Annotated in this window: 11 protein-coding genes; 4 read left to right on the top strand and 7 right to left on the bottom strand. The window is 71.6% G+C overall.

Annotation, left to right across the window (positions count from 1 at the left end; genetic code table 11):
* Nucleotides 1-6 precede the first annotated feature (6 nt).
* Nucleotides 7-1,380: a VCBS repeat-containing protein gene (locus ABZ906_RS01155; protein WP_361375924.1), complete on the top strand. Its 1,374-nt coding sequence runs from the start codon at nucleotides 7-9 to the stop codon at nucleotides 1,378-1,380.
* Nucleotides 1,381-1,389: 9 nt separating this feature from the next.
* On the opposite strand, the gene ABZ906_RS01150 is transcribed toward ABZ906_RS01155, so the two are convergent.
* Entirely contained in the window at nucleotides 1,390-1,788 is a 399-nt protein-coding gene (locus ABZ906_RS01150; RefSeq protein WP_361194939.1) for a RidA family protein, read from the bottom strand.
* The gene (locus ABZ906_RS01145) at nucleotides 1,785-3,008 is read right to left on the bottom strand and encodes an acyl-CoA dehydrogenase family protein (protein ID WP_361375921.1); all 1,224 of its coding nucleotides are present in this window, start codon (nucleotides 3,006-3,008) and stop codon (nucleotides 1,785-1,787) included. The genes ABZ906_RS01150 and ABZ906_RS01145 overlap by 4 nt, the downstream gene beginning before the upstream one ends.
* 103 nt (nucleotides 3,009-3,111) lie before the next feature.
* Between ABZ906_RS01145 and ABZ906_RS01140 the strand changes: the two genes are divergently transcribed.
* Both ABZ906_RS01140 and ABZ906_RS01135 read left to right on the top strand, forming a co-directional pair.
* On the top strand, nucleotides 3,112-4,752 hold the full coding sequence (locus tag ABZ906_RS01140) for an AMP-binding protein (protein WP_361375918.1): 1,641 nt from the start codon (nucleotides 3,112-3,114) through the stop codon (nucleotides 4,750-4,752).
* Nucleotides 4,753-4,756: 4 nt separating this feature from the next.
* Nucleotides 4,757-5,572 (top strand): PaaX family transcriptional regulator C-terminal domain-containing protein, encoded by an 816-nt coding sequence (locus ABZ906_RS01135; RefSeq protein ID WP_361375915.1) that lies wholly within the window; start codon nucleotides 4,757-4,759, stop codon nucleotides 5,570-5,572.
* Here the strand turns inward: ABZ906_RS01135 and ABZ906_RS01130 are convergent.
* Together ABZ906_RS01130 and ABZ906_RS01125 are read right to left on the bottom strand one after the other, a co-directional pair.
* Nucleotides 5,556-7,859, bottom strand: coding sequence for a bifunctional salicylyl-CoA 5-hydroxylase/oxidoreductase (locus tag ABZ906_RS01130; RefSeq protein ID WP_361375912.1), 2,304 nt, complete (start codon nucleotides 7,857-7,859; stop codon nucleotides 5,556-5,558). The genes ABZ906_RS01135 and ABZ906_RS01130 overlap by 17 nt on opposite strands.
* 2 nt (nucleotides 7,860-7,861) lie before the next feature.
* Entirely contained in the window at nucleotides 7,862-8,689 is an 828-nt protein-coding gene (locus ABZ906_RS01125) for an enoyl-CoA hydratase family protein (protein WP_361194949.1), read from the bottom strand.
* A gap of 284 nt (nucleotides 8,690-8,973) precedes the next feature.
* Between ABZ906_RS01125 and ABZ906_RS01120 the strand changes: the two genes are divergently transcribed.
* Complete coding sequence (locus tag ABZ906_RS01120; RefSeq protein WP_361375909.1) at nucleotides 8,974-9,390, top strand: ATP-binding protein; 417 nt, start codon at nucleotides 8,974-8,976, stop codon at nucleotides 9,388-9,390.
* On the opposite strand, the gene ABZ906_RS01115 is transcribed toward ABZ906_RS01120, so the two are convergent.
* The 3 genes from ABZ906_RS01115 to ABZ906_RS01105 form a co-directional block, all read right to left on the bottom strand.
* On the bottom strand, nucleotides 9,371-10,816 hold the full coding sequence (locus ABZ906_RS01115; RefSeq protein WP_361194953.1) for an amino acid permease: 1,446 nt from the start codon (nucleotides 10,814-10,816) through the stop codon (nucleotides 9,371-9,373). The genes ABZ906_RS01120 and ABZ906_RS01115 overlap by 20 nt on opposite strands.
* A 102-nt stretch (nucleotides 10,817-10,918) precedes the next feature.
* The gene (gene argF, locus ABZ906_RS01110; protein WP_361375907.1) at nucleotides 10,919-11,917 is read right to left on the bottom strand and encodes an ornithine carbamoyltransferase; all 999 of its coding nucleotides are present in this window, start codon (nucleotides 11,915-11,917) and stop codon (nucleotides 10,919-10,921) included.
* A 148-nt stretch (nucleotides 11,918-12,065) separates the two neighbouring features.
* Nucleotides 12,066-13,292: an arginine deiminase gene (locus ABZ906_RS01105; RefSeq protein WP_361194957.1), complete on the bottom strand. Its 1,227-nt coding sequence runs from the start codon at nucleotides 13,290-13,292 to the stop codon at nucleotides 12,066-12,068.
* Nucleotides 13,293-13,303 lie beyond the last annotated feature (11 nt).

Below are 13,303 nucleotides of genomic sequence, written 5' to 3'. Positions count from 1 at the left end.
GGGCGCATGGCAGATCGCACCCTTCTCCCCGGCGCACGCGCCCTCGTCGTCCCCGGCGCACGCGCCCTCGTCGTGCTCGGCGCCTCGCTGGCCCTGCTCGCGGCGGGGTGCGGCGAGCAGGCCTCCGACGGCAAGGGCTCGCGGGGCTCCGGGGGCGGCAACCCCGTGTCGACCCCGACCGCTTCCCGTCCGGTGCCCTCCGACGGCAAGGGTTCCAAGGACCCGGACGACATCAACGGCGACGGACACCGCGATCTGCTCGTCCCGCTGCCCTCCCGCGACGAGAACGCGGAGGGGCGGACCGCCGTCGTCTTCGGCTCGGCCAAGGGGCTCGATCCGTCGACGCACGCCGTGTACGACTACCTCCCCGGCACCGTCACCACCGCCGATCTGGACGGCGACGGCTACCCCGACTTCGTGTCGGACGCCGACGGGTCCACGGAGCAGGGGCAGCCGACCGTGGACTGGGGCGGCCCCGGCGGCCCCAAGCCCGGCGCGGAGCCGACCCGGATCCGGGCAGCGGACGCGGGGCTTTCCGGCCCGGTGCGGGGCGACTTCGACGGGGACGGCCACCACGACATCGCGGCGCTCCGGCAGGACGGGTCCGTGACCCTGCTGTACGGCCCCTTCACCCGCTCCGGTGCGCCGGCCCGCACCGATACCCGGCCCGGCGGGGGCAGTTGGCTGGCCGCGGACGACATCGCCCCGTCGGGAAAGCCGCGCGCGACCGGCCTCCTCGTCCACAAGGGCGACGACGGCGAGCAGACCGGCGGAGTTCTCTACCCGGCGCGCACCGGAAGCGGCCTCTCCCGCACCCCCGTCGAACTGCGCGAGGGCAACGCGGTGGCGTTCGGCGACTACGACGGCGACGGCGCCCGCGATCTGGCCATCGGCGACAACGGAAGCCGCAACAACGAGCCGGACACTGAGGAGGAGCCGGAGACGGTCTTCTCCCTCGCGATCTACCCCGGCAAGGGCGGCGATCCGGTCACGCACAAGATCCCCGAGAGTCGCGAGAACTCCTACTACGGCCCCGGCGACTACACGTCGGCCGACCCGGACGGCGACGGCAGGGACGTCCTCGTCGTCGCCACGGACGACGGGGCGCTGCTGATCGACGGCGGGAAGAAGCGCACCGTCGTACGCCGGGAGGGCCCTTCCCGCCTTGACGGCAAGAAGATCCGGGCGGGGTCGCGGGACGCGCGCCTGTACTCCGCCGCCGACTTCGACGCCGACGGCAAGGAGGAGCTGATCCTGAACTGGGGCGCGAGCACGCTCTTCATGTACGGCGAGAAGGCCACGCACTGGTGGCTCACCGACGGCACCTCGTCCCGGGACAAGACGGCGTTCGCCACGACGTCGTTCACGGGCCGCGGCTGAGGCTCAGCCTCAGTCGAGCACCGCAACGCCGTCCAGCTCCACGAGGCACTCCTCGTCCCAGAGGCGAACGGCGCCGATCACGGCCATAGCCGGGTAGTCGCGGCCCGCCAACCGCCTCCAGATGCGCCCGAGTTGAGGTGCCTGCTCGCGGTAGTCGGCAACGTCCGTGGCGTAGACCGTGACGCGGGCGAGGTCGGCGGGGGTGCCGCCCGCGTGGCGCAAGGCGGTGAGGAGATTGGTCAGGGCCAGCTCGAACTGCTCGGGCAGGGTCGTGCCGGTGACCTTGCCGTCGGTGTCCAGGGCCGTCTGGCCCGCGAGGAAGACGAGACGGCCGCCGGTCGCGGTGACGGCGTGCGAGAAGCCGGTGGCCGGGGAGAGCTCGGAGGGGTTGACGCGTTCGAGGCTCATGCGGAGGTCTCCTCGGGGGTGGTCGGCTGCGGGGTGGCGGACTGTGCGGGGACAGCCGGGTCGGCGTACAACTCCTTGGCGATGATGGTGCGTTGGACCTCGCTCGCGCCTTCGTAGATGCGCGGCGCCCGTACCTCGCGGTAGAGGTGTTCGAGGAGGTGTCCCCGTTGCAGGGCGCGCGCGCCGTGCAGTTGGACTGCGGCGTCCACGACGTACTGCGCCGTCTCCGTGGCCATCAGCTTGGCCATGGCGGCGCGTCGGGCGATGTCCGGTTCGCCGCGGTCGTACGCGGCGGCTGCCGCGTGCACCATCAGGCGGGCCGCCTCGGTCCGCGTCGCCATCTCCGCGACCTGGTGCGCCACCGCCTGAAGGTCCTTCAACTTGCCGCCGAACGCGTCTCGTTGAGCGGTGTGCGCGAGCGTCGCGTCGAGGGCCGCGCCCGCCATGCCGACCGCGAACGCGCCGACGCTCGGGCGGAAGCGGTTGAGGGTGGTCATGGCGACGCGGAAGCCGCGGTCGGGTTCGCCGAGCACGTCGTCGCCCGTGACCGTCACGCCGTCGAAGGCGAGGGCCCCGATCGGGTGCGGGGAGAGCATGTCCAGGGGGGTGCCGGTGAGGCCCGCGCGGTCGGCGGGCACAAGGAACGCGGTGACCCCGCGGGCGCCCGCGCCGGGGGTCGTACGGGCGAAGACGGTGTAGAAGTCGGCCTCGGGGGCGTTCGAGATCCAGCACTTCTCGCCGGTGAGCCGCCAGGCGGAGGCGCCGTCCGGCGCAGCGCTCAGGGCCAGTGCCGCGGCGTCCGAGCCGGCGCCGGGCTCGGAGAGCGCGAAGGCGGCGACGGCGCGCCCCGCGCGGGCCGGGGTCAGCCACTGTTCGCGCTGCCTCGCCGAGCCGTACGCGGCCACGGGATGCGCCCCGAGCCCCTGGAGAGCGAGGGCGGTCTCGGCCTCCGTACAGGCGTAGGCGAGGGATTCGCGCAGGAGGCAGAGGCCCAGGGCGCCCGAGGCGGCGTGCGGGGCCCGCGTCGCGGGGGAGGCACCGGGCCCCTCCCCCGCGAACAGGTGGTCCAGGAGTCCCAGTTCCCCCAGCGCCTCGACGAGGGGGCGGTTCACGCGGCCCGGCTCGCCCTTCTCCGCCAGCGGGCGCAGCCGCTCGTCGGCGAGCGTGCGTAGCTCCGCACACCATGCGGTTTGTTCTGGATTGAGCGAGAATGCCGTCATGCCGGGCCCCTCCTCTATCGCGCACCGTTGACTGTCGTCACCATCACGATACGCTCGTTGTGCGAGCTCACCACAAGCCCGAACGGCAAGGGGGCGACCCGCTGTGGACGCCAAGAGTGCACTGCGACTCCATCCATCGGCCCACGTCGACACCTTCGCCCGGGAGCATCTCCCGCCGCCGGAGCAGTGGCCCGCGTTCGTCCACGACCGGCCCGAGCTGCACTACGCGGAGCGCCTCAACTGCGGCGCCGAGCTCCTGGACCGGACGGTGGAGCGGCACGGCGCCGACCGCCCCGCCTTTCGTACGGGCTCCGGCGACGCGTGGACGTACGGCGAACTCCAGCAGCACGTGAACCGGATCGCGCACGTCCTGACCGACGAACTCGGCGTACGGCCCGGCCAGCGCGTCCTGCTGCGCGGCTCCACCACCCCCTGGCTCGCGGCCTGCTGGCTCGCGGTGATGAAGGCGGGCGCGGTCGCCGTCACCGTCCTGGCCCAGCAGCGCGCGCACGAGCTGACCACGATGTGCGAGATAGCCGAGGTCGGCCACGCCCTGTGCGACGCCCGCGCCGTGGACGACCTGATCAAGGCCGGGATCCCTGGGCTGAGCGTCACGACGTTCGGCGGTGACACGGACGACGACCTCCTGGCCCGCGCCGCCCGGCAGCCCGACGTCTACGACCCCGTCGACACCGCGGCCGACGACGTGGCCCTGATCGCCTTCACGTCCGGCACCACCGGGCGCCCCAAGGGCTGCATGCACTTCCACCGTGACGTGCTCGCCATCGCCGACACCTTCGCCCGCCATGTCCTGAAGCCGGTGCCCGACGACGTGTTCGCGGGGAGCCCGCCCCTCGGCTTCACCTTCGGGCTCGGCGGACTCGTCATCTTCCCGTTGCGGTTCGGCGCCTCGTCGCTCCTGCTCGAACAGGCCGCCCCCAAGCAGCTGTTGCCCGCGATCGCCGAGCACGGGGTGAGCGTGCTCTTCACCGCGCCGACCGCCTATCGCACGATGCTCGACGAGCTGCGGGGCCCGGACCCCTGTGACGTCTCCACGCTGCGGCGGTGCGTCTCCGCGGGCGAGAACCTGCCCGCCGCCACCTGGCAGTCCTGGCACGAGCGCACCGGCCTGCGCATCATCAACGGCATCGGCGCCACCGAACTCCTGCACATCTTCATCTCCGCCGCCGACGAGGAGATACGGCCGGGGACCACGGGACGGCCCGTTCCGGGGTGGCACGCGCGCGTGGTCGACGATGCGGGGGTGCCGGTGCCGGACGGGGAGCCCGGTCTGCTCGCGGTGCGCGGCCCGGTCGGCTGCCGGTATCTGGGCGACGAGCGCCAGCTCCAGTACGTGCGCCACGGCTGGAACGTCACGGGCGACACCTATGTCCGTGACGCCGACGGCTACTTCACGTACGTGGCACGCGCGGACGACATGATCATCTCGGCCGGGTACAACATCGCGGGCCCCGAGGTCGAGGAAGCGCTCATGCGCCACCCCGACGTGAGGGAGACCGCCGTCGTGGGACTCCCCGACGAGCTGCGCGGGCAGAAGGTCGTCGCCTACGTGGTCCAGCGCCCGGGCACGGAGCGCGACCCGGACCGGCTGCGCGAGTTCGTGAAGGGCGAGCTGGTGCCGTACAAGTGTCCGCGCGAGATCATCTATCTGGACGCGCTGCCGCGCACCGCGACGGGCAAACTGCAACGGTTCCGGCTGCGGGAGCCCGGGCCCGTAGAGTGATCACGTGTCCGAGCAGCACACTCCACGGTCCCTGATCGTCACCTTCTACGGCGCCTACGGGCGCGCGGCCCCCGGCCCGGTGCCCGTCGCCGAGCTGGTCAGACTCCTCGCCCCGGTCGGCGTGGACGCGCCGTCCGTGCGCTCGTCCGTGTCGCGGCTCAAGCGGCGCGGGCTTCTCGTGCCCGTGCGCACGGCGGCGGGCGCGGCGGGGTACGCCCTGTCGCCGGACGCGCGCCAGCTCCTGGAGGACGGCGACCGGCGCATCTACGCGGCTCCCCCGGCCGCGCGGCAGGACGGCGGCTGGGTGCTCGCCGTCTTCTCCGTACCGGAGTCGGAACGCCAGAAGCGGCACGTGCTGCGCTCCCGCCTGGCCGGGCTCGGCTTCGGGACGGCCGCTCCGGGGGTGTGGATCGCCCCGGCGCATCTCTACGAAGAGACCCGGCACACCCTGGAACGCCTCCAACTCGCCTCGTACGTCGACCTGTTCCGCGGCGAGCATCTGGGCTTCGCGGCGACGGCGGACGCGGTGGCCCGCTGGTGGGACCTGTCCTCGATCGCCAAGGAGCACGAGGCGTTCCTCGACCGGCACGAGCCGGTGCTGCGGTCCTGGCAGGAGCGGACGGACACCCCTGCGCAGGAGGCGTACCGCGACTATCTCCTCGCCCTGGACTCCTGGCGCCGGCTGCCGTACGCCGATCCGGGCCTGCCGGGGGAACTCCTGCCCGGCGGATGGCCCGGCGACCGGTCGGCCGAGGTGTTCACGGCACTGGACGGACGACTGCGGGACGCGGGGGCGGAGTTCGTCAACTCCGCAGGGTGAGACGGGGCTTGGGGGCGTCCGTGCGGCCGGTCTGCGGGCGGCGGCTGCCCGCACCGTACTGCTGGGGCCAGACGGCTCCGGGTCCCGCGTACCCCTGCTCGGCCGCCGCGTGCAGCGTCCAGTGCGGGTCGTAGAGGTGCGGGCGCGCGAGGGCGCACAGGTCCGTGCGGCCCGCCAGGATCAGTGAGTTGACGTCGTCCCAGGAGGAGATGGCGCCGACCGTGAGGACGGGGACGCCGGTTTCGTTGCGGATGCGGTCGGCGAACGGGGTCTGGTAGGAGCGGCCGTACGCGGGTCGTTCGTCGGAGACGACCTGGCCCGTCGAGACGTCGATCGCGTCGGCTCCGTGCGCGGTGAAGGCGCGGGCGATGGCGACGGCGTCCTGCGCGGTGGTGCCGCCCTCGGCCCAGTCGGTGGCCGAGATACGGACGGTCATGGGTTTACCGGCGGGCCACAGCTCCCGTATCGCGTCGAAGACTTCGAGAGGGAAGCGCAGGCGGTTCTCCGGGGAGCCGCCGTACTCGTCCGTCCGGTGGTTGGTCAGCGGCGAGAGGAAACCGGAGAGCAGATAGCCGTGCGCGCAGTGCAGTTCCAGGAGGTCGAATCCGCTGCGCTCGGCCCGGCGTGCCGCCTCGGTGAACTGCTCGCGGATCTCGGTGAGCCCGGCGCGGTCAAGCTCGTGCGGGCGCTGGCTGTTCGCCTTGTACGGGAGGGGCGAAGGGGCGACCAGCGGCCAGTTGCCCTCGTCGAGGGGTTCGTCGATGCCCTCCCACATCAGCTTCGTCGAACCCTTGCGGCCCGAGTGCCCGAGCTGGACGCCGATCGCGGTGCCGGGTGCCTGCGCGTGCGCGAAGTCCGTGACGCGGCGCCAGGCGTCGGCCTGCTCGTCGGTGTAGAGCCCGGCGCAGCCCGGCGTGATGCGGCCGCGCTCGCTGACGCACACCATCTCCGTCATGACCAGGCCCGCGCCGCCGAGTGCCCGCGCACCCAGGTGGACGAGGTGGAAGTCACCGGGGACGCCGTCCGTCGCGGAGTACATGTCCATGGGCGACACGACCACGCGGTTGCGCAGGGTGAGGTCGCGAAGCCGGAAGGGCGTGAACATCGGCGGCGTGCCGTCCGGGCAGCCGAAGTCCCGCTCGACGGACTCGGTGAAGCGGGCGTCGCGCAGGCGTAGGTTGTCGTGCGTGACGCGGCGGCTGCGGGTGAGGAGATTGAAGGCGAACTGGCGCGGCGGCTGGCCGAGATAGTCGGGCAGACGCTCGAACCACTCCAGGCTGGCGCGGGCCGCGCGCTGCGTGGACTCGACGACGGGGCGGCGCTCCGTCTCGTACGCGGCGAGGGCCTCGGGGATGCCGGGCTGCTCCTGGAGGCAGGCGGCGAGCGCGAGGGCGTCCTCGACGGCGAGCTTGGTGCCGGAGCCGATGGAGAAGTGCGCGGTGTGGGCGGCGTCGCCGAGCAGCACGGTGTTGCCGTGCGACCAGCGTTCGTTGACGACCGTGCGGAAGTTGATCCAGGAGGACTTGTTGCCGCGCAGGGCCCGGCCGCCGAGCGCGTCGGCGAAGATCTTCGCGCAGCGTTCGGTCGACTCCTCCTCGTCGAGCTCCGCGAATCCGGCCGCCTCCCACACCTCTTCGCGCATCTCGACGATGACCGTGGACTCGCCGGTCCCTGCGGTCGAGAACGGATAGCCGTGCAGCTGCATCACGCCGTGCTCGGTCTTGGCGATCTCGAAGCGGAAGGCGTCGAAGGCGAAGTCGGCGGCGAGCCAGATGTAGCGGCAGCGGTGCGTCTCGACGCTCGGCCCGAAGGCCCCGGCCTGCGCCTCGCGCGTGAGGCTGTGCACGCCGTCCGCCGCGATCACCAGGTCGTACGAGGCGGAGAGCTCGGCGGCGGGCGGCGCCTCGGCGCTGAAGCGCAGGTCGACGCCGAGCTCCCGGCACCGCTCGTGCAGGATGCCGAGCAGCCTGCGCCGGCCGAGCGCCGCGAAGCCGTGTCCGCCCGAGGTGTGGCGGCTCCCCCGGTGCACGATGTCGATGTCGTCCCAGCGCACGAACTCCGCCTGGAGCGCGGCATAGACGACGGGGTCGGCGTGCTCGATGCCGCCGAGTGTCTCGTCCGAGAGGACGACCCCGAAGCCGAACGTGTCGTCCGGAGCGTTGCGCTCCCAGACGGTGATCTCGCGCTCCGGGTCGAGCCGCTTGAGGAGGGCGGCGGCGTACAGCCCGCCGGGTCCGCCGCCGATGACGGCGACGCGGTGTGCGGAGTCGTGCCTGGAGGCCGTCATGGTCAGCGCCCCTGCCACTTCGGCGGGCGCTTGTCCGTGAACGCCGCGTGGAATTCCTTGTAGTCCTCGCCGGTCATGAGCAGGGCCTGCGTCGCCGCGTCCAGCTCGACGGCGGCGGCGAGCGGCATGTCCAGTTCGGAGGTCAGCAGCGCCTTGGTCTGCGCGTACGCGAGAGCGGGGCCGTCCGCGAGGCGGCGCGCGAGGGCCCTGGCGGACTCGTGGGCCTTGCCCTCGTCCGTCAGCTCGCTGATCAGGCCGATCCGTTCGGCCTCGGGGGCGCGGACCGGGTCGCCCAGCATCAGGATGCGGGTGGCGTGGCCGAGGCCGACGACGCGGGGCAGGAGGTAGGCGGCGCCCATGTCGCCGCCCGAGAGGCCGACCCGCGTGAAGAGGAAGGCGAACCGCGCCGAGGGGTCCGCCACCCGGAAGTCCGCGGCGAGGGCGAGCACGGCTCCCGCGCCCGCGGCCACCCCGTGCACCGCGGCGATCACCGGGAAGGGGCACTCCCGGATGGCCCGTACGACCTGCCCCGTCATGCGGTTGAAGTCGAGCAGCTGGGAGGTGTCCATGCCGAGGGTCGCGCCGATGATCTCGTCGACGTCACCGCCCGAGCAGAAGCCGCGCCCTTCTCCGCCGAGCACCAGGGCGCGCACGGATTTGTCGCGGGACAGCTCGGCCAGGAGGTCGCGCAGGTCGGCGTAGGCGCCGAAGGTGAGCGCGTTCAGCTTGTCGGGGCGGTCGAGGGTGACCGTGGCGACGCCCTCGGCCACTTCCAGGCGGATGTGCTGCCATGCGGGGGTGCGGGGGGCGGAGCCGGTGAAGGGACTCATGACGACGTGCGGCCTCCTCGGTAGGGGCGGCGGCGGTCTGCGTACCGGTGGTGTCTCTGCCCTTCGAAGTTATCACTCGTCCGTGACCGTCGTCACGAGTACGCGATAAACCCCGTGGGTAGAGAGCTCCGAGGAGAACCAAAATCCTGATATGCACGTCTTGTCACCCACACCGCCCAAGGGCCGGACGTCCCGGAAATGCCCGACCGTCGACCCTGTCGACATAGCGCTTAAGATTCGTACGGTTGAAAGCAGGACCTCCTGCTGCCCTGAACGGACCCGCCTTGCACGAACCTCCCGCTCCCGCCTCGTGGCGCATCGCGCTGCCGCACACCGCTGCGGCCGTTCCGATCGCCCGTGCGCTGGTGCGTACCGCGCTCGCGGAGATCGAGTCGCCCGCCGACAGCGATACCGCCGAGCTGCTCACGGCCGAGCTGGTGGCGAACGCGGTGGAGCACACCTCCGGGCAGGACCCGATAGAGCTCGTCATAGAGCTTCTGCCGACCGGCTGCCAGGTGGAGGTCCACGACTCGAACCCGCAGCCGCCCGGCGACCTCAGCGATCCCGGGCCGATGTGCGAGCCGGACCCCTGGCAGGAGCACGGGCGCGGCCTGCTCCTGATCCGCACCCTCAGCTCGTCCTGCGGTCACCGCCCGACCGACTCCGGCAAGGCGGTCTGGTTCACGCTCCCCGCGGCGTGACGGCATCGGCCTCCGCGGCCTTGCCGAGCCGTGAGTGACGGCGGCCGTACAGCGCGTACACCAACGCGCCCACGACCAGGAACACGGCGAACTGCACCCACGTCGTCCAGCCCGTGCCCCAGATCAGGTAGAGGCAGAAGCCCACGCCCAGGATCGGGCTCACGGGATACAGCGGCACCCGGAAGGTGCGCTTCAGCTCAGGCGCCGAGCGGCGCAGCGCGAGCACCGCGACATTCACCACGACCATGATCCCCAGCGTGCCGATCGTCGTCAGGTTGACCACCGCGTCGAGCGACGAGAAGGCGGCGGGGACGGCGAAGACCGCCGCGACGATCCAGGTGTTGGCGACCGGCGTCGAGGTCTTCGGCGAGACGCGCTCGAAGACGCGCGGGATGAGCCCGTCACGGGACATCGACATCAGGATGCGGGTCTGCCCGTACATCACGGCGAGCACGACGGACGCGATGGCCACGACCGCGCCGAAGGCGATGATCCCGCCGCCGACCGCCGAGTCGGTGACCTCGTTGACGACCAGCGAGAGGGCCGCGGGCTTGTCGGCGACCGCGTCGGCGCCCAGTGCGCCGATCGCGCCGAGTGCGACGGCGACGTACAGCAGGGTGACGACGCCGATGCAGACCAGGATGGCGATCGGGATGTTGCGCCGGGGGTTCTTGACCTCTTCGCCCGCCGTGGTGATGGCGTCGAAGCCGATGAAGGAGAAGAACGCGAGCGAGGCGCCCGCGGTGATGCCGGAGGCCCCGGCGCCCGCGAAGGGCGTGAGATTGCCGGCCTTGAACGCGGTGAACGCGATCGCCAGGAAGAGCAGCAGGATGCCGATCTTGAGCACGGCCATGGCGGCGGTCGCCCGCGCGCTCTCGCGGATGCCGCGCACGAGCAGCACCGCGGCGAGGAGGATCACGATCACGGCGGGCAGGTTCACGGCGCCGCCCTCGCCGGGTCCGGCACTGAGCGCGTCGGGCAGGTGCCAGCCGGTGAGGCTTTCGAGCAGCTCGTTCAGGTACTGGCTCCAGCCGACCGCCACGGCGGAGACGGAGACGCCGTACTCCAGGAGCAGGCACCAGCCGACGAGGAACGCGGTGCGCTCGCCGAGCGAGGCGTACGCGAAGGAGTACGAGCTGCCGGAGACCGGGATCGCGCCGCCCAGCTCGGCGAACGAGAAGGCCGTGAAGATGCAGGTCACGGCGGCCAGGAAGTACGAGACGGCGACCGCGGGGCCCGCCTCGGCGACGCTGTCGGAGAGGCCGACGAAGATGCCGGTGCCGACGATCGCGCCGACGCCGAAGCACACCAGCTGGAACAGGCCCATGGTGCGCTTGAGGCCGTGGCCTTCGAGGTCGGCGCCCGATTCGGCGACGAGGAGTTCGGGGGACTTGATGCGGAGTCCTGCCGGACCGGTCGAGCGCATGCGGTGGTTCTCATTTCGGTGGTGCGGGGAGCGGCTGGGGTGTGCCGCGAAAAAGCGGGGCCGGGGGAAGGTGTTCCCCGGCCCCACCAGTGTGTGCGTCGGTCAGGCGAGTGTCGCGACGAGGATCGCCTTGATCGTGTGCAGGCGGTTCTCCGCCTCGTCGAAGACGACGGAGTGCGCCGACTCGAAGACCTCGTCGGTGACCTCGAGAGAGCTTAGACCGTACTGGGCGTGGATCTCGCGGCCGACCTTCGTGCCCAGGTCGTGGAAGGCCGGGAGGCAGTGCAGGAACTTCACGTCGGCGTTGCCCGTGGCGCGCAGGACGTCCATCGTCACGGCGTACGGCGCGAGGGCCTCGATGCGCTCGGCCCAGATCTCCTTGGGCTCGCCCATGGAGACCCAGACGTCGGTCACGACGAAGTCGGCGCCCGCGACGCCCCCTGCGACGTCCTCGCTGAGCGTGATCCGGGCACCGCTGCTCTCGGCGAGCTCGCGCGCCCTGGCGACGATCTCCTCGGCGGGCCAGTAGGCCTTCGGCGCCACGATGCGTACGTCCATGCCGAGCAGTGCGGCGGTGATGAGGTACGAGTTGCCCATGTTGAAGCGGGCGTCACCGAGATAGGCGAAGGCGATTTCGGTGAGGGGCTTGGCGCTGTGCTCGGTCATCGTGAGGACGTCGGCGAGCATCTGGGTGGGGTGCCAGTCGTCGGTCAGGCCGTTGTAGACGGGCACGCCCGCGTAGGCGCCGAGCTCCTCGACGGTCGACTGGGCGTCGCCGCGGAACTGGATGGCGTCGAACATCCGCCCGAGGACCCGCGCGGTGTCCTTCGGGGACTCCTTGTGCCCTATCTGCGAACCCGCGGGGTCGAGATACGTGGTGGAGGCGCCCTGGTCCGCCGCGGCGACCTCGAAGGCGCAGCGTGTACGCGTCGAGGTCTTCTCGAAGATCAGCGCGATGTTCTTGCCGCGCAGCGCCTGCACCTCGGTCCCCGCCTTCCTGGCCGCCTTCAGCTCGGCGGCAAGGTCGATCAGGCCGCGGAACTCCTCGGCGGTGAAGTCCAGCTCCTTGAGGAAGTGGCGGCCGGTGAGGTCGATGGCCATGATGGCGCTCCAGGGGTACGCGTACGGGACTATTGGAAGTCTATACGATGCTCCACATTTCTATACAGGCGCGTGTTCTGGCAGGCCGGGCCGAACGGGCTCCTGCCCCGGCGGGCTCGTGCTCCCGCGAGCTCTTGCTCCGGCGGGCTCAGTCGACGGGATCACGCTGCACCGGGCAGCTCATGCACCGCGGACCGCCCCGGCCGCGCCCCAGCTCGCTCCCCAGGATCTCGATCACCTCGATGCCCTCCTTGCGCAGGTACGTGTTCGTCGTCGAGTTCCTTTCGTACGCGACGACCACGCCCGGCTCGACCGCGAGGACGTTGCAGCCGTCGTCCCACTGCTCGCGCGCGGCGGCGTGCACGTCCTGGGTGGCCGTGAGGACCCGGATGCCGCTCAGGCCGAGCGCCGCGGCTATCGCCCGGTGCATGTGCTCGGGCGGATGGTCGGTGACCTTCAGCTCGCGGCCGTCGACACCCGGCTCGATGGTGTACGAGCGGAGCATGCCCAGGCCCGCGTACTGCGTGAAGGTGTCCCTGTCGATCATCGTCATCACCGTGTCGAGATGCATGAACGCGCGCCCCTTCGGCATGTCCAGGGCCACGATCGTCTGCGCGGAGCCCGCGGCGAAGAGCTTGTGCGCCAGCATCTCGACGGCCTGCGGGGTGGTGCGCTCGCTCATGCCGATCAGGACCGCGCCCCGGCCGATCACCAGGACGTCACCGCCCTCGATGGTGGAGGGGTAGTCCGACTGCCCGCGGGACCAGACGTGGAAGTCCTCGGCCCGGAAGAGCGGGTGGTGGCGGTAGATCGCCTCGAAGTGCACGGTCTCGCGCTGCCGGGCGGGCCAGCGCATGGCGTTGATGGAGACGCCGTCGTATATCCAGGCCGAGGTGTCGCGCGTGAAGAGGTGGTTGGGCAGCGGGCCGAGCAGGAAGTCGTCCAGGTCCATGCAGTGGAAGCGCACGGACGTCGGCTCCGGGTGGCGCTCCAGGAACTCCCGCTTCGTCATCCCGCCGATCAGCGCCTCGGCGAGCTCGGCGGAGGGCAACGTCTCGAACGCGGAGCGCAGATGGTCCGTCGCGAGCGGCCCGTACTCCTTCTCGTCGAAGACCCGGTCAAGGACGAGGAGGCGGGCGCCGGGCTCGTCCAGCGTCTCGGTCAGCAGATCGCCGAAGAGGTGGACGGCCACCCCGCGGTCGCGCAGCACGTCGGCGAATCCGTCATGCTCCTGGCGGGCTCTGCGCACCCACAGGACGTCGTCGAAGAGCAACGCGTCCTTGTTGGTCGGGGTGAGCCGCTTGAGCTCCAGATCAGGGCGGTGCAGGATCACGCGGCGCAGCCGCCCGGCCTCGGAGTCGACATGGAATCCCATGGAGTCCATCT

Source organism: Streptomyces sp. NPDC046925, assembly GCF_040644915.1.
In the GTDB taxonomy this organism is placed as follows: domain Bacteria; phylum Actinomycetota; class Actinomycetes; order Streptomycetales; family Streptomycetaceae; genus Streptomyces.
The sequence above is the reverse complement of the archived record's forward strand: the minus strand, read 5'-3'. Positions and strand labels throughout refer to the sequence as shown.